This is a genomic window from Rhodococcus sp. IEGM 1307 (assembly GCF_030056915.1).
Lineage (GTDB): Bacteria > Actinomycetota > Actinomycetes > Mycobacteriales > Mycobacteriaceae > Rhodococcus_F > Rhodococcus_F opacus_D.
The window spans coordinates 189787-212001 of record NZ_JASHKW010000017.1; the positions used below are offsets into that span (position 1 = coordinate 189787).

At 68.0% G+C, this 22215-nt stretch carries 20 protein-coding genes; 13 read left to right on the forward strand and 7 right to left on the reverse strand.

Translation table 11 applies throughout. The features are described 5' to 3' along the window. The first annotated feature begins 24 nt into the window (after window positions 1-24). The 5 genes from QM841_RS29275 to QM841_RS29295 all read left to right on the forward strand — a co-directional run bounded on the left by QM841_RS29275 (window position 25) and on the right by QM841_RS29295 (window position 8489). Window positions 25-573 carry a TetR/AcrR family transcriptional regulator gene (locus QM841_RS29275; RefSeq protein ID WP_283334716.1) on the forward strand — a complete coding sequence of 183 codons (549 nt, stop codon included), beginning with the start codon at window positions 25-27 and terminating at the stop codon, window positions 571-573. A 306-nt stretch (window positions 574-879) separates the two neighbouring features. Next, the gene (gltB, locus tag QM841_RS29280; protein ID WP_280783112.1) at window positions 880-5478 is read left to right on the forward strand and encodes a glutamate synthase large subunit; all 4599 of its coding nucleotides are present in this window, start codon (window positions 880-882) and stop codon (window positions 5476-5478) included. Beyond that, window positions 5471-6922: a glutamate synthase subunit beta gene (locus QM841_RS29285; protein ID WP_061040728.1), complete on the forward strand. Its 1452-nt coding sequence runs from the start codon at window positions 5471-5473 to the stop codon at window positions 6920-6922. The genes gltB and QM841_RS29285 overlap by 8 nt, the downstream gene beginning before the upstream one ends. Window positions 6923-7102: 180 nt before the next feature. Then, entirely contained in the window at window positions 7103-8017 is a 915-nt protein-coding gene (locus QM841_RS29290) for a cutinase family protein (protein ID WP_283334739.1), read from the forward strand. Window positions 8018-8039: 22 nt separating this feature from the next. Further along, the gene (locus QM841_RS29295; protein WP_083849797.1) at window positions 8040-8489 is read left to right on the forward strand and encodes an acyl-CoA thioesterase; all 450 of its coding nucleotides are present in this window, start codon (window positions 8040-8042) and stop codon (window positions 8487-8489) included. 32 nt (window positions 8490-8521) lie between these two features. On the opposite strand, the gene QM841_RS29300 is transcribed toward QM841_RS29295, so the two are convergent. After that, window positions 8522-9187, reverse strand: a complete 666-nt coding sequence (locus tag QM841_RS29300; RefSeq protein WP_283334717.1) for a TetR/AcrR family transcriptional regulator — start codon at window positions 9185-9187, stop codon at window positions 8522-8524. Between the two features lie 116 nt (window positions 9188-9303). On the opposite strand from QM841_RS29300, the gene QM841_RS29305 reads away from it, so the two are divergent. Together QM841_RS29305 and QM841_RS29310 are read left to right on the forward strand one after the other, a co-directional pair. Continuing rightward, window positions 9304-9747 (forward strand): SRPBCC family protein, encoded by a 444-nt coding sequence (locus QM841_RS29305; RefSeq protein WP_283334718.1) that lies wholly within the window; start codon window positions 9304-9306, stop codon window positions 9745-9747. 1 nt (window position 9748) lies between these two features. After that, window positions 9749-10588: an SDR family oxidoreductase gene (locus tag QM841_RS29310; RefSeq protein WP_283334719.1), complete on the forward strand. Its 840-nt coding sequence runs from the start codon at window positions 9749-9751 to the stop codon at window positions 10586-10588. A 9-nt stretch (window positions 10589-10597) separates the two neighbouring features. Here the strand turns inward: QM841_RS29310 and QM841_RS29315 are convergent, their stop codons facing one another. Beyond that, window positions 10598-11506, reverse strand: a complete 909-nt coding sequence (locus QM841_RS29315; protein WP_283334720.1) for an SDR family NAD(P)-dependent oxidoreductase — start codon at window positions 11504-11506, stop codon at window positions 10598-10600. A gap of 31 nt (window positions 11507-11537) precedes the next feature. Between QM841_RS29315 and QM841_RS29320 the strand changes: the two genes are divergently transcribed. From QM841_RS29320 to QM841_RS29330, 3 genes are all read left to right on the forward strand, one after another. Further along, window positions 11538-12035: a hypothetical protein gene (locus tag QM841_RS29320; protein WP_349307427.1), complete on the forward strand. Its 498-nt coding sequence runs from the start codon at window positions 11538-11540 to the stop codon at window positions 12033-12035. Window positions 12036-12096: 61 nt separating this feature from the next. Next, complete coding sequence (locus QM841_RS29325; protein ID WP_005249047.1) at window positions 12097-12390, forward strand: putative quinol monooxygenase; 294 nt, start codon at window positions 12097-12099, stop codon at window positions 12388-12390. Between the two features lie 11 nt (window positions 12391-12401). Further along, window positions 12402-13097 carry a dienelactone hydrolase family protein gene (locus QM841_RS29330; RefSeq protein ID WP_283334722.1) on the forward strand — a complete coding sequence of 232 codons (696 nt, stop codon included), beginning with the start codon at window positions 12402-12404 and terminating at the stop codon, window positions 13095-13097. Here QM841_RS29330 and QM841_RS29335 read toward each other — a convergent pair. After that, a complete protein-coding gene (locus QM841_RS29335) occupies window positions 13012-13374 on the reverse strand; it encodes a dihydrofolate reductase family protein (RefSeq protein ID WP_283334723.1) in 363 nt (120 codons plus the stop codon). The genes QM841_RS29330 and QM841_RS29335 overlap by 86 nt on opposite strands. Window positions 13375-13396: 22 nt before the next feature. On the opposite strand from QM841_RS29335, the gene QM841_RS29340 reads away from it, so the two are divergent. The 3 genes from QM841_RS29340 to QM841_RS29350 all read left to right on the forward strand — a co-directional run bounded on the left by QM841_RS29340 (window position 13397) and on the right by QM841_RS29350 (window position 16689). Continuing rightward, on the forward strand, window positions 13397-13873 hold the full coding sequence (locus tag QM841_RS29340; protein WP_283334724.1) for a class I SAM-dependent methyltransferase: 477 nt from the start codon (window positions 13397-13399) through the stop codon (window positions 13871-13873). 59 nt (window positions 13874-13932) lie between these two features. After that, window positions 13933-15390: a DUF7159 family protein gene (locus QM841_RS29345; protein WP_283334725.1), complete on the forward strand. Its 1458-nt coding sequence runs from the start codon at window positions 13933-13935 to the stop codon at window positions 15388-15390. Window positions 15391-15462: 72 nt separating this feature from the next. Continuing rightward, the gene (locus QM841_RS29350; protein WP_283334726.1) at window positions 15463-16689 is read left to right on the forward strand and encodes a DUF7159 family protein; all 1227 of its coding nucleotides are present in this window, start codon (window positions 15463-15465) and stop codon (window positions 16687-16689) included. Between the two features lie 7 nt (window positions 16690-16696). Here QM841_RS29350 and QM841_RS29355 read toward each other — a convergent pair whose 3' ends face one another. Genes QM841_RS29355 through lysX form a run of 4 tightly spaced genes read right to left on the reverse strand, consistent with a single transcriptional unit; the run spans window position 16697 to window position 22156 of the window. Then, window positions 16697-17296, reverse strand: a complete 600-nt coding sequence (locus tag QM841_RS29355) for a histidine phosphatase family protein (RefSeq protein WP_005563981.1) — start codon at window positions 17294-17296, stop codon at window positions 16697-16699. 5 nt (window positions 17297-17301) lie between these two features. Further along, a complete protein-coding gene (locus QM841_RS29360; protein WP_349307428.1) occupies window positions 17302-18120 on the reverse strand; it encodes an alpha/beta fold hydrolase in 819 nt (272 codons plus the stop codon). A gap of 14 nt (window positions 18121-18134) precedes the next feature. Next, window positions 18135-18815 carry a DUF998 domain-containing protein gene (locus QM841_RS29365; RefSeq protein WP_280783126.1) on the reverse strand — a complete coding sequence of 227 codons (681 nt, stop codon included), beginning with the start codon at window positions 18813-18815 and terminating at the stop codon, window positions 18135-18137. Further along, entirely contained in the window at window positions 18812-22156 is a 3345-nt protein-coding gene (gene lysX / locus QM841_RS29370; RefSeq protein ID WP_283334728.1) for a bifunctional lysylphosphatidylglycerol synthetase/lysine--tRNA ligase LysX, read from the reverse strand. Before lysX ends, QM841_RS29365 begins: the two co-directional genes overlap by 4 nt. Between the last annotated feature and the right edge of the window lie 59 nt (window positions 22157-22215).

Sequence of the window (22215 nt, forward strand, 5' to 3'; positions counted from 1 at the left end):
TTACTACCGTTGTAGTGTCGGGGTATGGCAGACAAACGGGAGCAGGTGCTCGACGCCGCCATCGCGCTACTCGGCACGAAAGGCGTCCGGGCTCTCACGCACCGGGGCGTCGACGAGCTGGTCGGAATGCCGCAGGGGTCCACGTCCAACTACTTCCGTAGCCGGGGCGCGCTGCTCGAGGGGATCGTCACACGGCTCGTCGAACGTGACCGGGAGGACTGGCAGAAGTTCGCGCACCTCCGGCCCGATAGCAGAGACGCACTGGTCGCGGCGCTGGTCGCCTTTGTGAGTTTCTCCACTGGTCCGGACCGCGTGCGCACGAGTGCCCGCTACGCACTCTTCGTCGAGGCGTCCGTGACACCGGGCTTGGACGCGAAGATCGGGTCGGCGCGCCGAGCGCTCGTAGAATGGGGCGCGGACATGCTGGAACTCGTGGGATCGCGGAACCCGGCTTCCGACGCAGTGGTGATCACCGACTACCTGGACGGTGTAATCCTTCATCAACTCACCGTCCCGGATCCCGATTTCGATCCGACTGCGGGAATTACAGCGGTGCTCAGCGCGCTCACTTAACATGTACTCAGTGCAGTCGGACGAGGTCCGCCCTCGACAATGCCCAGTTCAGAGGGTAAATAGGCCAACCTAAGTTGTGTTTCGTCGGGGGTTCTGAATTATCGTTTTCGTTACACGTTGGACCCACGAAAGTCCGACCCGACCGAAAAGCCACGTCGCCCGGTGCGAGGACCACACCCAGCGTGCTGCAAAAGGGCGATAGCCGATCGGTGGTGCCGATCACGTCGTGACGGCACCTGCTTTGCAAGTTGATGGCCATCAGCGCTGCTGGTCGTCGGTGCATCTTTTGGCATACGAAGGCTAGGTATGAAGCAACTTCCAGGCCCCCAGGGGCTGTATCACCCGTCGAACGAGCACGATTCCTGTGGTGTCGCGTTCGTCGTGGACATGAAGGGCCGCCGCAGCAGGGACATCGTCGAGAAGGCGATCACCGCGCTGGTGAACCTCGAGCACCGTGGTGCCGCGGGCTCCGAACCCAACACGGGTGACGGCGCCGGCATCCTCCTCCAGGTCCCGGACAAGTTCTTCCGCGCCGTGGTCGACTTCCCGCTGCCCGCGGAAGGCACGTACGCCACCGGCATCGCGTTCCTGCCGCAGAGCAAGGCCGACGCGCAGCGCGCAGCCGACGCCGTCGAGAAGATCGTCGAGAGCGAGGGCCTGAAGGTCCTCGGCTGGCGTGAGGTCGCGACCGACGACTCGTCGCTCGGCGCACTGGCCCGCGACGCCATGCCGACGTTCCGGCAGATCTTCATCGGCAGCGAGAACGACGCCCTCACCGGACTCGACCTCGAGCGTCGCGCCTACGTGGTCCGTAAGCGCACCGAGCACGAGCTGGGCAGCGAAGGCGCAGGCAAGGACGGCCCCGGTCGCGAGACCGTGTACTTCCCCAGCCTGTCGAGCCAGACGTTCGTCTACAAGGGCATGCTGACCACCCCGCAGCTCAAGGGTTTCTACCTGGACCTGCAGGACGAGCGACTCGAGTCGGCCCTCGGCCTCGTGCACTCGCGCTTCTCCACCAACACGTTCCCGTCGTGGCCGCTGGCCCACCCGTTCCGGCGCGTGGCCCACAACGGTGAGATCAACACCGTCACCGGCAACGAGAACTGGATGCGTGCCCGTGAGGCGCTCATCGACAGCGACATCTTCGGTGGCCGGGAGCAGCTGGAGAAGATCTTCCCGGTCTGCACGAACGGCGCCAGCGACACCGCGCGGTTCGACGAGGTGCTCGAGATGCTGCACCTCGGTGGCCGCAGCCTGCCGCACGCCGTGCTGATGATGATCCCGGAAGCCTGGGAACGGCACGAGAGCATGGACCCCGCACGCCGGGCGTTCTACCAGTACCACTCGTCGCTCATGGAGCCGTGGGACGGACCGGCGTCGGTGTGCTTCACCGACGGCACCGTCATCGGCGCCGTCCTGGACCGCAACGGCCTGCGCCCCTCGCGCCTCTGGGTGACCGACGACGACCTCGTCGTCATGGCCTCCGAGGTCGGCGTCCTGCCGATCGACCCCGCCACCGTCGTGAAGAAGATCCGGCTGCAGCCCGGCCGCATGTTCCTCGTCGACACCGCCGAGGGTCGCATCATCAGCGACGACGAGATCAAGTCGGAACTGGCCGCCGAGCACCCCTACCAGGAGTGGCTCGACCAGGGTCTGACCCACATGGACGACCTGCCGGACCGCCCGTACACGTACATGTCGCACGAACGCGTCGTGCTGCGTCAGCTGATGTTCGGGTACACCAACGAAGAGGTCAACCTCCTCGTCAAGCCGATGGCGCTGTCCGGTGCCGAGGCGCTCGGCTCCATGGGTACCGACACCCCGATCGCCGTGCTGTCCTCGCGGTCGCGGATGCTGTTCGACTACTTCTCGCAGCTGTTCGCGCAGGTCACGAACCCGCCGCTCGACGCCATCCGCGAGGAGGTCGTCACCAGCCTCGGCGGCACCATCGGCCCCGAGCACGACCTGCTGCACCCCACCGCGGAGTCCTGCCGGCAGATCTTCCTGCCGCAGCCGATCCTGCACAACGACGACCTGTCGAAGCTCATTCACGTCAACGACGACGGCGAATTCCCGAACTTCCGCAGCGTCATCGTCCGCGGTCTGTACCCCGTTGCCGAGGGCGGCGCGGGTCTGCGCAAGGCCCTCGACGACGTCCGCTACCAGGTGTCGGAGGCCATCGCCGGCGGTGCGCGCCTCGTCGTCCTGTCCGACCGTGAGTCGAACGAGACGTACGCGCCCATCCCGTCGCTGCTGCTGACGTCGGCCGTGCACCACCACCTGGTGCGTGAGAAGACCCGCACCAAGGTCGGCCTCATCGTCGAGGCCGGCGACGCCCGCGAGGTGCACCACATGGCGCTCCTCATCGGCTTCGGTGCGGCAGCGGTCAACCCGTACATGGCGTTCGAGACCGTCGACGAGGCGGTACAGAACAACGAACTGCAGGGCATCAGCCTCGACAAGGCCATCCAGAACTACATCAAGGCCGCAGGCAAGGGTGTGCTCAAGGTGATGTCCAAGATGGGCATCTCCACCCTCGCGTCCTACACCGGCGCCCAGCTGTTCCAGGTCATCGGCCTGTCGCAGGAACTGGTCGACGAGTACTTCACCGGTTTGCAGTCCAGCCTCGGCGGCATCGGTCTCGACCAGATCGCCGCCGACGTCGCGGTCCGCCACTCCAACGCGTACCTGGACCGTCCCGAGGAGCGCGCGCACCGCGAGCTCGAGGTGGGCGGCGAGTACCAGTGGCGTCGTGAGGGCGAGTACCACCTGTTCAACCCGGACACGGTGTTCAAGCTGCAGCACTCCACGCGCACCGGGCAGTACGAGGTGTTCAAGGAGTACACGAAGCTGGTCGACGACCAGTCCGAGCGCCTCGCAGCGTTGCGCGGCCTCTTCGAGTTCAAGAAGGGCGTGCGCGAGCCCGTCCCGCTGGACGAGGTCGAGCCCGCCACCGAGATCGTCAAGCGCTTCTCGACGGGTGCGATGAGCTACGGCTCCATCTCCGCCGAGGCGCACGAGACCCTCGCCATCGCCATGAACCGCCTCGGCGGCCGGTCCAACTCCGGTGAGGGCGGCGAGAGCCCGGCCCGCTTCACCCCGGACGAGAACGGCGACTGGCGGCGGTCCGCGATCAAGCAGGTCGCGTCGGGACGCTTCGGTGTCACGTCGCACTACCTGACCAACTGCACCGACATCCAGATCAAGATGGCGCAGGGAGCGAAGCCCGGTGAGGGCGGCCAGCTGCCGGCGCACAAGGTGTACCCGTGGGTGGCCGAGGTCCGGCACTCCACGCCCGGCGTCGGGCTGATCTCGCCGCCGCCGCACCACGACATCTACTCGATCGAGGATCTCGCGCAGCTGATCCACGACCTGAAGAACGCCAACCCGCAGGCCCGGATCCACGTGAAGCTGGTGTCCGAGGTCGGTGTCGGCACCGTCGCCGCGGGTGTGTCCAAGGCACACGCGGACGTCGTGCTGATCTCCGGTCACGACGGTGGCACCGGCGCCACCCCGCTGACGTCGATGAAGCACGCGGGCGCCCCGTGGGAGCTCGGCCTCGCCGAAACCCAGCAGACGCTGCTGCTCAACGGTCTGCGCGACCGCATCGTCGTGCAGGTCGACGGCCAGCTCAAGACCGGCCGCGACGTGATGGTCGCCGCGCTGCTCGGTGGCGAGGAGTTCGGTTTCGCGACCGCCCCGCTGGTGGTGTCGGGCTGCATCATGATGCGGGTCTGCCACCTCGACACCTGCCCCGTCGGTGTCGCCACGCAGAACCCCGTTCTGCGCAAGCGGTTCAACGGCAAGCCGGAGTTCGTGGAGAACTTCTTCCTCTTCATCGCCGAAGAGGTGCGCGAACTCCTCGCCGAGCTCGGCTTCCGCACCCTCGACGAGGCCGTCGGACAGGTCGACGTCCTCGACACCACGAAGGCGCTCGAGCACTGGAAGGGCAGCAAGGCCGGCAACCTCGACCTGTCGCCGATCCTGCACGAGACCGAGTCGGCGTTCATGGACCAAGACCTGTACTGCACGGGCACCCAGGACCACGGCCTCGACAAGGCACTGGACCAGCAGCTGATCGTCCAGAGCCGCAACGCTCTCGACAAGGGCCAGAAGGTCACGTTCGAGTCGCCGATCACCAACGTCAACCGCACGGTCGGCACCATGCTCGGCCACGAGGTGACGAAGGCGTACGGCGGCGAGGGCCTGCCGGACAACACGATCGACATCACGTTCACCGGTTCGGCCGGTAACAGCTTCGGTGCGTTCGTCCCCAAGGGCATGACCCTGCGCCTGCACGGCGATGCCAACGACTTCGTCGGCAAGGGCCTGTCCGGTGGACGCCTCGTGGTGCGTCCGCCGCTGGAGACCGCGCCCGGCTTCGTCGCCGAGGACAACATCATCGGCGGCAACGTGATCCTGTTCGGTGCCACGAGCGGTGAGGCTCTGCTCCGCGGTGTCGTGGGCGAGCGATTCGCGGTCCGTAACTCCGGCGCCACCGCGGTGGTCGAGGGAGTCGGCGACCACGGTTGCGAGTACATGACCGGCGGAAAGGTCGTCATCCTCGGTGCGACGGGACGTAACTTCGGTGCCGGCATGTCCGGTGGCGTCGCGTACGTCTACAACCCGGACAAGGTGTTCGAGGACAACCTCAACACGGAACTGGTGGATCTCGAGGACCTGACGGGTGACGACTTCACCTGGCTGAAGTCCGCCATCGAGCGTCACCGCGACGAGACGGGCTCGGAGGTTGCCGCGCGCATCCTGTCCGACTGGTCGCAGCAGGTCAACCATTTCGCGAAGGTGATGCCCCGCGATTACAAGAAGGTGCTCTTGGCCATCGAGGCCGCGAAGAAGGATGGAAAGAACGTGGACGAGGCAGTGATGGAGGCAGCTCGTGGGTGATCCAAGCGGCTTCCTGAAGCACACGTCACGCGAACTTCCGGTTCGCCGGCCGGTGCCGTTGCGCCTGCTCGACTGGAACGAGGTCTACGAGGAGTTCTCGCCGGACACCCTGAAGACTCAGGCCAGCCGGTGCATGGACTGCGGTATCCCGTTCTGCCACAACGGCTGTCCGCTGGGGAACCTGATTCCCGAGTGGAACGACCTGGTGTACAAAGACCGGTGGCACGACGGCATCGAGCGTCTGCACGCGACCAACAACTTCCCGGAGTTCACCGGGCGGCTGTGCCCCGCACCCTGTGAGGCGTCGTGCGTCCTGGGCATCAACCAGGACCCCGTCACCATCAAGCAGGTCGAGGTCGAGCTCATCGACCGCGCCTTCGACGAAGGCTGGGTCAAGCCGGTGCACCCGACGCGTTCGACGGGCAAGAAGGTCGCCGTCGTCGGTTCCGGTCCCGCGGGTCTCGCTGCAGCGCAGCAGCTGACGCGCGCCGGGCACATGGTCACCGTGTTCGAGCGGGCCGACCGCATCGGTGGGCTCCTGCGGTACGGCATCCCCGAGTTCAAGATGGAGAAGCGGCACATCGACCGCCGTCTCGACCAGATGAATTCCGAGGGCACAGTCTTCAAGACGGGTGTCAACGTGGGCGTCGACATCACCGCGGACGCACTGCGCGAGCAGTTCGACGCCGTGGTGCTGGCCGGCGGTGCCACCGAGGCCCGCGACCTGCCGATCCCCGGCCGCGAGCTGGACGGCATCCATCAGGCGATGGAGTTCCTGCCGATCGCCAACCGCGTGCAGCTCGGCGACCTGGAGAAGCCGACCATCACCGCGGAGGGCAAGAAGGTCGTCATCATCGGCGGCGGCGACACCGGCGCGGACTGCCTGGGCACCTCGCACCGTCAGGGTGCCGAGAGCGTTCACCAGTTCGAGATCATGCCGAGACCGCCCGAGACCCGCGCCGAGCACACCCCGTGGCCGACGTACCCGCTGATGTACCGGGTCGCGTCCGCGCACGAGGAGGGCGGCGAACGCCTCTTCTCCGTGAACACGGAACGGTTCGTCGGTGCCGACGGCAAGGTGACCGCACTGAAGGCCCACGAGGTCGAGATGAAGTCGGGCCGCTTCGAGAAGGTGGAGGGCTCGGACTTCGAGCTCGAGGCCGACCTCGTGCTGCTGGCGATGGGCTTCGTCGGACCCGAGAAGCCGGGCCTGCTCACCGATCTCGGCGTCGACCTCAACGAGCGCGGCAACGTCGCCCGCTCCGCGAAGTGGGCCACCAACGTCGACGGCGTCTTCGTGGCCGGCGACATGGGACGGGGTCAGTCGCTGATCGTGTGGGCCATCGCCGAGGGTCGCTCCGCGGCCGCCGCGGTCGATGCGTACCTCGAGGGCGAGTCGGCGCTGCCGTCTCCGATCGAGACCACCACCGCCCCGCAGCGGTAGCTGTAACTGCTCGTACAACCGCACCCCGGTAGGTTTTCCTACCGGGGTGTCGGTTTATCGTGCGGGGGTCACGTTCGGTCGGTAACGTTCATTTACCGATCGTGCATCTTTAGGTCACGTCGCCCTGGCAGCATCCCGTCTGCAGGACGGCGAAGGGGAGAACAGGTTGAGGCCATGGCAATGAAACGGGTTATTGCACTTCTGACCGCAGTGGCTGCTGCGGCAGCCATCCCGGTGGTATCGGGTGTGGTGGGCACGAGCGCAGTAGCGAACGCGGACCCCTGCCCGAGTCTGTACGTGGTCGCGATTCCGGGGACCTGGGAAACGTCCACCAAGGACAATGTCAGGCCGACGCCGGGTCTGCTGTCCGCGGTGACGAACGGTCTGCCGTCGTCGATCCGCACCGACTACGTCACGTACGCCGCCACGGCCTTCCCGTGGGAGTCCGAGGTGTACGGGCGCTCGAAGGCGCAGGCGGTCAGCAATGCCAAGGGCATGCTGTCGTCGATGTCGCAGCAGTGCCCCGACACCAAGCTGTCGATCATCGGTTACAGCCAGGGCGCCGACGCCGCAGGTGATCTCGCTGCGGAGATCGGCACCGGACTCGGTGTCGTCCCCGCCGACAAGATCGCGGCCGTCGGACTCGTCTCCGATCCGCGGCGGTCGCCGACCGACGCCCTCGTCGGACCTCCCGTCGCCGGCAGCGGCGCCGGTGGTCCCCGCATCGGCGGGTTCGGCTGGGTCAGCCAGAACACGCGGACCTTCTGCGCATACGGCGACCTGTACTGCTCCACGCCGAAGGAAGACTTCGTGACCAGGCTCGCCGGATTCCTCGCGCAGACGTCGGACCCGACGCCGACGCTGTTCGGCCGCTACCAGCAGGAAGCGCTCGCGATCTGGAACGACATCCTCGCCGTCGGCGGTGTGCCGGCCCTGATGGCTCAGCTGGACGAGCAGTCCAACGAGAAGCGCATCGACGAGCTGGAGCAGTTCTACAAGTCGCAGGCTCACCAGGACTACACCCGCTACGCCGTCGACGGGTCGGGCACGCCCGCCACGGCGTGGCTGAGGAACTGGTTGCGCGACATCGCGTGAGTTCGGCCGACGGCGGCAGGGGATGATGTCCGACGTGACTGACACCCCTGCCGCCGTCGTCGGCTACGACGCCTTCGTGACCGTCCGGTGGTCCGACATGGACGCCTTCCAGCACATCAACCATGCGCGGATGGTGACGTTGCTCGAGGAGGCCCGGATCGATTGGCTGCTCAGCGAGGGCAGTGAGAACTCGTCGCTCATCACGAGCGCATTCATCGCCGACATCCACGTGAAGTACCGGGGACAGTTGCGGCACTCCGACAGTCCCCTGCGAATCACGATGTGGATCGCGAAACACCGGGCGGTCGACTTCACGATCGGTTACGAGGTGCGGGGTGCGCGTACCCCGATCACCGATCCGCCCGCCGTCACCGCCACCACTCAGATGGCCGTGGCGGATGTCGATGCCCAGCGGCTACGCCGCATCACCGCCACCGAGCGGGAGTACCTGACCCGCTGGTCCCGCACGTGAGTGGGAAAGTGTGTTCCGGCATGCTTTCCCACTCACGTGCGGAGGCCGTCGGGCGCCGGTAGGGGACTGTCCGGGTCGAGGACCGCGCCGCGGCTGCGCATCGTGGTGTCGACCAGCGCCCACGCCCACGCGGCCAGCTGTTCGGTCAACGCGCCGACGTCGGTGCCGCCCGGGCGGTCGATCCACTCGGCGGACACCGACTCGACCATCCCGATCAGCGCGTTGGCCAGTGGTGCCGCGGTGGTGGGGGCACCGAGGGCGTCCAGGTAGGGGTGGAGCATGTCGGAGACAGCGGTGCTGATGGCCCGCCGCACCTCTCCGGCGGCGGGGGAGAACGACATCAGGTAGCGGTACAGGTTGGCGTGTTCGGTCACCCAGTCGAGGTGGGTGCGGGCCGCGCGGGTGAGGATGGCGTGCGGTGCGCCGTCGACGGTGATCACGGGCGCGTATTCGAGGAGCATCATCGCCGCGACCCGCCGGGCGACGGCGTTCTTGAGGTCGGTGCTGTCGTCGAAGTGCCGGTAGATGCGGGTTCGCGCGACCTCGGCGTAGACGGCCATCGTCGCGACCGACACGTCGGGGCCTTCTTCGTCGATGGCGACGAGTGCCCGTTCGACGAACTCCGAGCGCCGCTTCTCGCGTTGGCCGCGCCACCGGGCAGCGCGCCCGTCACCGGCGTCTTGCTGGGGTTTCGTCATCGAATCGAATCGTAGTCTTCCCTGTTGCTGCGTTTCCGTATACCGTCGGCATTATGCGGTACATCGATGTACCACACACTCTCCGCCTCGGACGTCGACACGTTGGGATACCCGTCTTGTCCATACAGCTCTGCCTGTCCGGCCCCCGCAGCCCCGGGTGTTCGCCGATCGGCTTACGCAGCACCACGGTGATCGTCGTTCCGCCCGCGATGGCTTTCGAGTACCTCGGTGATCCGGAGACCGTGGTCGCTGCGATCACGCTGCCGTCCCGCACCCGGGTCGTCGCGTCGGATCCGGGTCGCCGGCTCGTCGTCGAGGCCGATCACGGCGTGCACGGATCGGTCTGGACGTTCCACGCGCTCAGCCCGGACGAAACGGGGCTCACCGTCGACTTCCGCTACCACCGACCCGGCAGACCGGCCGGACAACTGCTCGGCGGTGTGGCCGCACCGGTGGTGTGGCAGGCACTGCGGCGCGCACAGGTGACGTTGAAGGACCGGATCGAAACCCTCTACCACGAGCCCGCCGACCCGGCCGGTGTCGACCGAAGGAGAGCATGACGTGGAATTCTCGGCAGCGGGCAAGACGGTCCTGATCACCGGGGCGGCAATGGGGATGGGACGTCTGTTCGCCCGCCTCGCCGCCGCCGACCACGCGGGCACGGTGGTGTTGTGGGACATCGACGCCGACGCGCTCGAACGCACGGCGCAGGAACTGCGCGAATCGGGGTGCACCGTCAGCGCACACGTCGTCGATGTCGCCGACCTCGACTCCGTCCGCACGGCGGCCGCCGAGGTGCGGGGTGCGTTCGGTCGTCCCGACGTGCTCGTCAACAACGCCGGTGTGGTGCGCGGCAAGTACTTCTGGGATCACGACCACGAGTCGGACACGAAATTCGTGATGGACGTCAACACGCTTGCACCGATGTACGTCACCAACGAGTTCCTGCCCGCCATGATCGAGGATCTCGGCCGGGACTGCCGCATCGTGAACATCGCCTCGGCCGCCGGGACCGTGGCGACACCGAGGATGGCAGTCTATGCGGCGTCGAAGTGGGCTGTGCTGGGCTGGAGCGATTCGCTGCGACTCGAACTGGTCCAGGCGGGTCACGGGCACGTCAAGGTCACCACCGTGTGCCCGAGCTACATCTCCACCGGCATGTTCGACGGTGTGAAGAATCCCCTGTTCGCTCCGATCCTCAGCCCGGAGGACGTCACGGCCCGGTCGTGGAGGGCGATGAAACAGGGGAAACCGCTGCTGATGCTGCCGCGGTCGCTGTATCTGTCGCGAGTGGCGAAAGCCGTCCTGCCCGTACGTGCCTGGGACCGTCTGGCCGACCGGCTCGGTGTGTACCACAGCATGGACGCCTACACCGGCCGGGTGCAGGCCCCCACCCCCTGACGGTTCGGATCAGCCGAGGTCGAAGCGGGCGCCGAGCCGCATGCTGCCCGGGGCCAGGCGGCTCAGCGCCCGCCCGAACTTGGCCTCGGGCGTGACGGGGACGACGGCCTTGTTGTGCTTGACGGCCCTCACGATCTGCGTCGCCACCCGGTCCGGGGTGAAACCGCGTCTGCGGTAGAGCTTGTCGGCCCGGTCCCGCATCTTCGCCTGCTCCTCCGGTGTGGCGCCGGCGAAATCGGTGGCCTTGACGATGTTGGTGTGGACCAGTCCGGGACAGATGGCGCTGACGCCGATGCCGTGGTTCACCAATTCCGCTCGGAGACAGTCCGACAGCATGAACACCGCGGCCTTGCTCGTCGCGTACGCGGTGAGCCGCTTCTGCGGCGTGAAAGCCGCGGCGGACGACAGGTTGACGATGTGCCCACCGGTGCCGCGGTCGATCATCTGCTGGGAGAACACGCGAGAGCCGTAGACGACACCCCAGAAATTCACGTCCATCACCCGCTCGAAATCCTTCTGCGGGGTCTTCGTGAACGTGCCCGAGTATCCGATCCCGGCGTTGTTGACCACGATGTCGGGGGTGCCGTGCTCGGCCTGCACCTTCTCCGCGAAGAGTTGCACCTCGTCCTCCACCGCGACGTCCACCTGATACGCGTGGGAGCCGCCCCCGAAGATGGCCACCGCACCACCGCCCTTCATCTGGGCGGAGTTGATGAGATCGGAGGTCTGCTGCGCGGATTCGAGATCGCGGTCGGCGACCACCACGACGGCACCCTCGGACGCGAACGCCAGCGCCGTCTCGCGGCCGATCCCGCTGCCGCCGCCGGTGATCACGACGAGGGTGCCGTCGAGGTCCCGCAGGCGGTGATGCTTCCGCGAACCGCTGCGCCAGCCCCTGACTTCGCCGAGAAGATTCATGTGACCATCTTGTCCGAGTACGGTCGTTTGTGTGCTGATCTGGTACGTCAGCTATGGATCGAACATGGCGACGACGCGTCTGACCTGCTACCTGCGTGGTGGTTGCCCGGCCGGGGGCAACCTCGTGCACGCGGGCGCCCGCGACGGGAGCGCGCCGCGCGAGTCGATACCGGTGGTGATACCCGGCACGGTGTTCTTCGCGGGAGAGTCGCGGATCTGGGGTGGCGGCCGCGCGTTCTACGACCCCGACGCGCCCGGCACCGTCGCGGCCCGTGCATTCCTGGTGACACAGGAACAGTTCGAGGACATCCACGCGCAGGAACCCGCCTGCTACGACCGCCTCGTCACTCTCGGCTCCCGCAACGGTGTTCCCATGTGCACGTTCACCACCCGGGCCCGCGGTGACGTCGTCGCCCGGAACGCACCGGCGCCCGCCTATCTCGCGACCATCGCGGACGGTCTCCGTGAAGCGCACGGCTGGGACGAACCGAAGGTCGCCGATTATTTGACGCGACTTCGGGTTTCCTAGCCGACCCAACTGTGCTTACGTGAGACGGGCCACACGAGGTGGCGTTCACGAAAGGGAGTCGATGTCCGATCTGCATGTCGTAGCGACCATTCCTGCCAAGCCCGGTTCCGAGGACACCGTCCGCGACGGACTGTCCGCGCTGGCGGCGGAGAGCCGCAAGGAAGAGGGCTGCATCTCGTACGAGGTGTTCGAATCAGCCGCGGTCGCGGGAACCTTCGTCACCGTCGAGGTGTGGACCGGTCAGGAGGCGGTCGACGCGCACATGAAGTCGCCGCACTTCCAGGCCGCGCTCGGGACGTTCGGTGAGCACCTCGCCGGGGCACCGGCGATCCACCCGTTGAAGCCGGTTTCCTAGAGTCGTAGTTCGTGACCACACCACTCACCAGCATCACCCCGGAAGGTCCTGTCCGCGGCGGTGTCGTCGTGATCCAGGAGGCGTTCGGCGTCACCGGGCACATCGTCGACGTCTGCCGTCGTTTCGCCGCCGCCGGATACCACGCGGTCGCGCCGCATCTGTTCCACCGGAGCGGCGATCCGGTGCTGGAGTACGACGACATGAAGTCGGCGATGTCGTTGATCGGTGAGCTCACCGCTGCGCACATCGACGAGGACGTCGACGGGGCCGTCGCGGCCCTGTCGGCGGCCTCGATCGACCCGCGGAACACCGCGATCGTCGGATTCTGCATGGGCGGAACGGTCGCGTTCCACACGGCGGCGCGCCTCGACCTCGGGGCGGCGGTGAGTTTCTACGGCGGTGGCGTCGCGAAGGGACGCTTCGGATATCCGTCGCAACTCGACGTCGCCGGGCAGCTCGGAACGCCGTGGCTCGGCCTGTTCGGCGACCGCGACAAGGGGATTCCGACCGACGACGTCGAGGAGCTGCGTGTCGCGGTCGCGCACGCCCCGGTGGACACCGAGGTCGTCCGCTACGCCGAAGCCGAACACGGCTTCCATTGCGACGACCGTCCTGCCGTGTTCAACGAGGCGGCCGCCCGGGACGGTTGGGCTCGAACGCTGCAGTGGTTCGGCACCCACGTCGACGTTGCCGCCGGAACCGACTGACGGCGGCCCCGCTCGGGTAGACCTCCCGGTGGACGACATCGAAGTGGGTGGGCTGAAAGGTGCCGCCGAACATCGGAGTTCCACGGCCGGCCACCACCGGATAGTGCTTGACGACCAGTTCGTCGATCTCGGGCAGGAGGGTGCCCGCGAGCTCGCCGCCGCCCGCCACCCAGACGCCCAGCGCGCTGTCCTCGGCCTCGAGCTTCCGGACCTTCGCGAGCGGGTCGGCGATGAAGCCGTCGATGGTGATGCCGACGAAGTAGGTGAGGTCCCGCATGTGGGCGGTCGATCGTCTCGACGTGAATCCTCGCGATCGGATCCTGGAGGTGGGCTGCGGGCCGGGTGTAGCGATTTCTCTCGTCGCCGAGAAACTCGACGGCGGACGGATCACCGCGATCGACCGATCGACGACGGCGATCGAACGGGCGGCGCGGCGCAACGACGCCCACGTCTCGACGGGGACGGTGGTGCTCCGGAACACCGACCTCGCCAAATTTCGTTGCGATCAGGCCTCCTTCGACAAGGCGTTCGCGGTCAACGTCAACGTGTTCTGGGTGCGTGACGCGACCGCTGAGATACGCGTCCTGTGGGAGGCGCTCCGACCGGGGGGAGTCCTGCGCCTCGTGTACGGCGGAGCGGTGTCCGTACACGACCGTGACAAGTCGCGGCGTGTTGCGGATACCGCCGCGCGGGCTCTGATTTCCGCAGGTTTCGACGTGGATGTCACGAACGGGAACCCGATGTGCGTCACTGGGGTACGGCAAAAAAGCGCCTGACGTGCCGTCCGGTCTGCTTCATGCGCGAGACCCGTGACCGAACCGTTATAGTCGGCGTCATGACTTCAGTTCTCGGTGTATCGGTAGGCGCCAGCGCGGTGCGCTTCGCGTGCCACGACGCCGTGACTCTCGAAACGCCGATCTTCCAATCGCGCTCGGTGACCGCAACACTCGAACGGCCGGAGGAACTGGCTGCCGAGTCCATCGGGACGGTCCTCGCCGAGCGCGACGAAGCCGACGAGGTGCAGGCCATCGGTGTCGCGTACCAGGACGAGGCGCAGGCCGGTGCCGTGCAGGCCGCGATGTCGCGGCTGCAGATCGCCAACTTCCAGTTGGTCCCCGAAGTGACGGCCGCGCTCCAGATGCTGGAGATGTCCGGAGAACTCGGCGACCACTTGACGCTCGTGTTCTATGACCTCGGCAGTTCGGGTCTCACCGTCACCGTGGTCGACCGGGACACCGGCATGGTGCTGAGCAGTGCGCGCTCGGACCAGATCAGCGGCGATCTCGTCGACCGGTTGATCTGTGACAACCAACTCGAACTGCACCGCTTCGCGCACCCTGCCGACGCGGCAGCCGCCCTTGCGCTGGCCGCGCGGTGCCGCGATGCGAAGGAGCAGCTGTCCACGAACGGCGCCGTGTGCATGCCGGGCGAGGGCGGGCTTCTCCTCCTGTCGCAGGACGGTTTCGATTCGCTCATCGTGGGCCCGGTCGAGACGTCGGCGCGCCTGACCCGCGAGGTTATTCGCCGCTCGGGACGCCTTCCCGACGCCGCGGTGCTGATCGGCGGCGGCGCGCATATTCCGTTGGTCACATCCGTGATGGAGTCCTGGCTCGACCTTCCGGTGATCGTCCCCGCGCAGCCCGAACTGGTGGCGGCCGAGGGTGCGGCCCTGCTGGCGCGCCCGACGTCCGACGAGTTCGTCGGGGCGGCGGCGCCGGAGCACCGGTTCGAGCCGGAGCCGGAGCCCGAGCCGGAGTTGGAACTCGAGTCCGAGCTGGAGCCCGAGCCCGAGGCGCTGCTCGAGGAGCACGCGCCGGTCCGGAAGCGTCGTGGCCTCCTCCTCGCCGGCAGCGTGGTCGCCGTGGTCGCCGCGGTGGGTCTCGGACTCGGCGTCGGCACCGATCTCCTGCAGGGTTCGGAGCAGGACGCACAGCCGGCCGCCACGCAGTCGAACACGCAGGCGCCGGCAGCGCGGCAGGCGATACCGCCACAACCCACGACGACCACGGATGTGGCCCCGCCCTCGGAGGCCGCCCCGTCGGTGGTCGACGAGCAGCCGGTGATCCCGCCGCAGACCGAGGTGCGCACCACGTACCAGCCGCAGGCTCAGAGTTCGACTCAGGCACCGGCCGCCCCCGAGGGTCAGAGTGTCGTGCCGTCCGACACGTCGGCGCCGCCGACCACACCCGAACCCGCTCCGCTCATTCCGGGTCTGCCGCAGATTCAGCTGCCGACCATTCCGCCGCCGGCACCGCTCCCCATGCCGGAGTTTCCCCGGATCCCCGGGCTCTGAGCCCATATAACGAAGCCGGGGGCCGCGAGGCCCCGACACGCGTTCCGTGATCAAACCGTTATAGTCGTTCCCATGGTTTCAGTTCTCGGTGTATCGGTGGGTGCCAGCGCGGTACGCGTGGCGTATCCGGACGACGAGGGGGCCGTCATCCGGTCGTTTCCGGTGGACGCCGCCCTCGAGCACCCGGAACACCTGGTTGCCGATGCCATCGGAACGGTGATGGCCGAGCGTCCCGACGACGACGTGCAGGTGTTCGGTGTCGCGTACCGGGACGAGGCGCAGGCCGCCGCCGTGCGGGCCGCGATCGACTGCCGGCTGGTCCCGGAAGTGACGGCCGCGGTCCGGATGCTCGAGCAGTCGGGACAGCTCGGCGACCATTCGACGCTCGTGTTCTACGACCTCGGCAGCTCCGGCCTCACCGTCACCGTCGTCGACCGACTCACCGGCGTGGTGCTCGCGACGGCCCGTACCGACGAGATCAGCGGTGATCTCGTCGACCGGTTGATCCGCGACCACCAGCTGGGCGAGAAGCGCATCGCGCCACCGGCCGATGAGGCCGCGGAGTCGGCGCTCGACGCCCGGTGCCGCCGCGCCAAGGAAGAGCTGTCCACCAACACCGCGGTGTGTGTGCCCGGCGACGGCGGTCTGCTCCTGCTCTCGCAGGACATTCTCGACTCGCTGATCGTGCGCCACGTCGAGGCGTCGGCGCGTCTGGCCCGCGAGGTGATCGAATCGTCCGGGCGTGTTGCGGACGCGGTGGTTCTGATCGGGGGCGGCGCGCATATTCCGCTGGTCGCGTCTCTGATGGAATCGTGGCTCGCGCTCCCGGTGATCGTGCCGGCGCAGCCGGAGCTGGTGGCCGCGGAGGGCGCTGCGCTGTTGGCGCAGGAACGCTCGGATACTTCGGACCGCGCAGGCACCGGGAGGTTCGCCACTCCCGTCATCCGCGGTGGCGCGCTGGTGGGCGGTGCGCTGGCCGTCGTCGCCGTGATCGGTCTCGGCCTCGGCGTCGGTGGCAGCCACCTGCAGAGCTCCGACGGTGACGCACGTCCGGTCGCAACTCAGCCGAGTGACGTGGACGTCTCTCCGTCGCCCGCGCCGGCACCGGTGTCGACGCCACCGCCGTCGGCCGCGGTCTCGGTTCCGGGCCTGGTCGAGGAGGAGGCGAGCGTGCCGGAGCCTGCTCCCGCACCTGCCCCCGCCCCGCGTCCCCTCATTCCCGGTCTGCCGCAGATTCAGCTGCCGACCCTCCCGCCGCCGCCTCCGCTCCCTCCGCTCCCCCGGATTCCGGGCCTCTAGCGACCGCTCACCGACGCAGCATGTCCCTGACGTGACCGGTCTCGTTGACCGACGCCACTCGCCGCTCACCGCTGCGGGAGACGAGCACCCGGGTCACGGACACGTACTCGATCGGGAAGACGAGGGGTCGGTCGAGCCCGAGCAGTTGCTGGAGGAACACGTTGATGACGCCGCCGTGGGCGAACACGGCGACGGTGTCCTCGTGGCCGGACTCGTCGACGATGCGGCCGAGGGACTCGAACACCCGGGTCCGGAATGCGTCGGCGTCGACGGACTTCGGGAACTCGCCGGCCCGAATCCGGGCGAAGGCCTCGGGCGCCCGCGCCTCCGCCTCGTGGAACGGGATGTAGTGGTCGAGGTCGTAGTCGTACTCCGCGAGGCCGACGTACTCGGTGACGGGCAGGTTGAGGGCCTCGGCGACCGGTGCAGCCGTCTCGAGTGCGCGGCGCTGCGGGCTGCTCACGATCCGGGCGATGCGGTACGGGGCCAGCGCGGCAGGCAGCCGCTTGGCCTGGGCGTGACCTTCCTCGGTCAGTGCGGGGTCCGCGCGCCCGTCGGACGCGGTGACGAGCTCGGGCAGCGCGTGGCGGATCAGTAGCAGTTGCACGTCGATCAGCTTGCCAGCTCCCGTACCAGTGCCGCGATCTGGCCGGGCTGATCGATCATGGCGTGGTGGTGCGCGGGACGCACGACGCGGAACGCGGCACCGAGGAACTCCGCGAATTGTCGCTGCATGCGGATCCACGCCGACCCCCAGGGCGTCGGACGTCCGGTGTGGGCGGCGGCCACGACGACGGGTGCCGTCATCGTCGTGGTCTCGCGCAGCGCGGCCAGCTCCTGCGCCAGCGCCGGGTACGACGCGTTCTCGACGATCGAGGATTCGAGGTACGCCGGCTCACGGTAGATCCGTTCGACCCATCGACGGGTCCCCGGTGCGATCCCGTCGGGGGGTGTCGAGTGGTTCAGGATCCGGCGGACCGTGGGGCCGAGGAGTCGTTGCAGCCCCACCCTGCTGGCCGTTCGGGCCACCCGTCTGCCCATCGTGACGCGCCATCGGGTCGGGATCACACGGTGCGGATGGGCCGTGACGGTGGCGTCCAGCAGGATCACGCCGCCGGTTCGGTCGGGGTACAGCCGGGCGAAGGCCTCGACGTAGATGCCGCCGAGTGAGTGGCCGGCGAGCACCGCGGGGGTGGTCACGGACAGCGCGTCGAGAACCTCGGCGATTCTCCCGGCCTCGCCGCGGGCGGACGGCCGCTCGGCGGACGGGGGACTGAAGCCGTACCCGGGGCGATCGATCCGCACCACGAGGCAGCTCCCGGACAGCAGCTCGGTCACCTCGTCCCAGTCGAACCAGTTTCCGCCCAGGCCGCCGTAGAGGACGACGGGTGGACCCTCACCGTCGACCACTACGTGCACTCCCGCGACCATTTCCCCAGGACGTTTCACGTGGAACCATCCCTTTCGGGGGTGACGTGAATCACGCTGAGTGCCACGAAGATCAGCCATCCACAGAAGGCGAGTAGCTGGACACGCTGGCCGAGCCCGAGCCAGGCGTCCTGGTCGCCGCGGAGTCCCGCGGCCGTCAGCGTCCATATCGTGCCCCCGACGAACACCGTCGCCACGGCCACGCCGGTAATTTTCAACCAGGCCGGCCAGCCGTAGCGGAACGCGGCCAACAGGAACGCGAGGGACGACACCACGCCTCCCGTCGAGGCGGACGCGCTGGTCACGGCGTGCAGATCATGGGTGACGGGCAGGTGTCCGGCGGCCTCACGCGCGGCGCAGGCGGGGTCGTTGGTGGCCGCGCAACTCAGTGGCAGGCGCGAATCCGCAATGGTCGCGAGTGCGAACACGATCAGCGCGATCCACCCGACCGCCGTCGCCCAGCCCTGCGAGTACCGCGACAGTCCGAGCACCCCGGCCACGGCGACGATGCATCCGGTCACCAGGTCGCCGGTCCGGAACCAGATTCCGTACGGCTGGTCCGCTGCGGCGAGTTCGCTCGCGTACCCCCGCAGTGGATCGATGCCGGTGTCGAGGACGAATTCGAGCAGCCACGACGCGTAGCCGACGGCGCCGAGGATCAGCAGCGCCGCGACGGCCACCCGGCCACGGGAGGTCATTGCCTCGGCTTGGCCAGGGGGAATGCGAGGGTTTCACGGATGCTGCCGCCGGTGATGAGCATGACCACCCGGTCGACGCCCATGCCGAGCCCACCGGTCGGGGGCATGGCGTGTTCGAGGGCCTGCAGGAAGTCCTCGTCGAGTTCCATTGCCTCCTCGTCCCCGCCGGCGGCGAGCATCGACTGCTCGGTGAGCCGGTTCCGCTGATCCACCGGGTCGGTGAGTTCGCTGTACGCGGTACCGAGTTCGACGCCCCACGCGACGAGGTCCCACTTCGCGGCGACCCCCGGAATCGTGGGGTGCGGCCGGGTGAGCGGTGACATCGACGTCGGGAAGTTGGTGTAGAAGGTGGGGAATTCGGTGTAGTCCTCCACCAGGTGCTCGTACATTTCCTGCGCGACGGCGCCGGCGTCCCAGGTGGACTGGTACGGGATCTCGTGCTCGTCGCAGAGCCCTTGCAGTTCCGCGAGCGGCGTCTCGGGTGAAACGTCGACGCCGAGCTTCTCGGCGACCGCCTGGTGCATCGTCTTGACGGGCCATTCGCCGGAGATGTCGACTTCCACCAGCACGCCGTCGGGGCCTGGCCGCATGATGATCTCGCGTCCGTACGCCGCGATCGCCGCGGTCTGGATGAGCTCCCGGCACAGCACCATCATCTTCTCGTAGTCGCTGTGCGCCTCGTACGCCTCGAGGATCGTGAACTCGGGATTGTGTTTGAAATCGACGCCCTCGTTTCGGAAGACGCGGCCGATCTCGAACACCTTCTCCATGCCGGCTACGCACAGCCGCTTGAGGTACAGCTCCGGCGCGATCCGCAGGTACAGGTCCAGGTTGTAGGCGTTGATGTGGGTGAGGAACGGGGCCGCGTTGGCGCCGCCGTGCACCTGCTGCAGGATCGGGGTCTCCACCTCGAGGAAGCCGCGCCCGCCGAGCGAATCGCGCAGCGACTTCACGACGGCGCTGCGGGCCTCGAGCAGTCGGCGGGCATCGGAGTTGATGGCCAGGTCGACGTACCGCTGCCGGACGCGGGTCTCCGGGTCGGACAGGCCCTTCCACTTGTCCGGCAGGGGGTGCAGGCACTTGCCGGTCATGCGCCATTCGTTCGCGAGCAGCGACAGCGCGCCACGGCGGCTGTATCCGATGACGCCGGCGACCTCGACGAGGTCACCGAGGTCGAACTCGGCGGCGAACGCCCGGATGCGGTCGGTGCCCACCCGGGCCTCGTCGACGAGGATCTGGATGTCGCCGGACCAGTCCCGGACCACCGCGAACACGACGCCGCCGTAGTCGCGGATCCGGAGCAGGCGGCCCGCGATGCGGACCGTCGTTCCCTCCGGCGACTCCACGGCCTCGGTCACCGTGTGACTGGGCGGATACGCGACGGGATAGGGGTCGATGCCCTGTTCGGCGAGGCCGGCCAGTTTGTCGAGCCGGACGCGGACCTGCTCGGGACGTTTCGGGCCGGTCGCCGTCGGTGCGAGGCCTTCGCCCGGTGCGCTGCCGTCGGAGTGCAGTCCTTCGGCGGCGACGAGTGCGGCGGGGACCGCGGCGTGGGTGCCGGTGTGCTCGAGGGCGTCCCGGGTTCCGGAGCGGCCGAACCGGGGCAAAGTCACGAATCCTTCCGCGACGGCCGACGCGAATCCGACGCGCAGCAGTTCCCGGTTGTCCTCGAAGCAGAGGAACCGCGGCACCCATTCCGGCTGGTACTTCACGTTCGACCGGTACAGCGCCTCGAGCTGCCACCAACGGGAGAAGAAGACGAGGATCGAACGCCAGATCCGCAGGATGGGTCCGGCCCCGATGCGGGAGCCTTCCTCGAAGACGGAGCGGAACACCGCGAAGTTCAGCGACACCTTGGTGATGCCGAATTGATCCGAGGTGGTGGCCAATTCGGACACCATCAGCTCCACCACCCCGTTCGGGGAGGTCGGCTTGCGTCGCATCAGGTCGAGGGAGACACCGGTCGGCCCCCACGGCACCAGCGACAGGATGCCGTCGATCTCGCCGTCCTCGGCGATTGCCTCCACCAGCAGGCAGTCGCCGTCGAGGCGGTCACCGAGCCGGCCGAGGGCCATGGAGAATCCGCGCTCGGTCTCGGTGTCGCGCCACGCGTCCGCGAGCCGGATGGTCTCGGCCATCTCCTCCGCGGGGACGTCCCGGTGTCTGCGGATCCGGACGGTGACGCCCTGACGCCGGACGCGGGTGACGGCTTGGCGGACCTGCCGCATGTCGCGTCCGCTGAGGTTGAATTCGCGGGTGCGGAGGATGGCTTCGTCGCCGAGCTGGAGCACGGTGAGACCGGCCTTGTTGTAGGCGGTGGCGCCGGTTTCGCTGGCGCCCATCACGGCGGTGGCCCAGCCGTATTGGGACGCGAGCGCCTGCCACGCCTCGATCGCGTGGGGCCACGCTTCCGGGTCGCCGATCGGGTCGCCGCTCGCCAGGCACACGCCTAGCTCGACGCGGTAGGTGATGGCCGCCTTCCCGCTGGGTGCGAACACGACGGCCTTGTCGCGGCGGGTGGCGAAGTAGCCGAGGGAGTCGTCCGCGCCGTACTGCAGCAGGAGCCCGCGCAACGCCGATTCGTCGTTGCCGGTGAGCGCGTTGTGGGAGCGCTGGGCACGGAACAGGGTGATGACGGCGGCGAGCAGTGCGATCGCGCCGAACAGGCCGAGGAGGGTGTTGACGAATCCGTGTGGCCGCCCGGTGAATTGTTCGTTGTCGGCGGCGGCGAGCGCGGTCACGCGATTCAGCGCCCACAGGAAGCGTTCATTCGGCGGCAGGGTGCCGGGGAACAGTTCGACGAGTCCCCAGCCGAGGAGGGTGCCGATGGCGAGCCCGACGATGAGTACGCCGAGGGCTTTCCAGCCGGCGCCGCGCCGGACTCGGGTGTAGAACTCCGGGCGGGCAGCGATGAGGATGCCGATCAGCACCACCTGGACCACGGCGGCGACCATCGCATTCACGTTCTTGTCCGTGATGCTCACGATCACGTTGGTGATCAGGATCAGAACGAGATAGATCGTGAGCAGCCACCAGGCGATCCGCTTGCGGCTCGCGAGCGCCGCCGCGAGCAGCGCGACCACCAGAGCCCACGACAGGCTGGTGTCGGGGGCGTCGAAGTAGTAGGTGTCGACGTATTCCCGTGGCACGTGCACGTAGTAGCGCAGCACCGGCGAGATGCTCCACAGGAACACGAGCACCGAGAAGACGCCCAGGATCAGTCCCGCGATGTGGGGAACCTGGTGCAGGCGCCCGTTCTTCGAGCCGAGGCCGGGGCGGGGCCGTGGTGCGGTGGGGACCGCCGCCTCGGACGCGTGGTGTGTCTCGGTGCTAGCTGACATCGAGCGTTTCCTTCCCGGCGAGAGATACGTACCGATCACGGGAGACAGGTGTTCCAGTG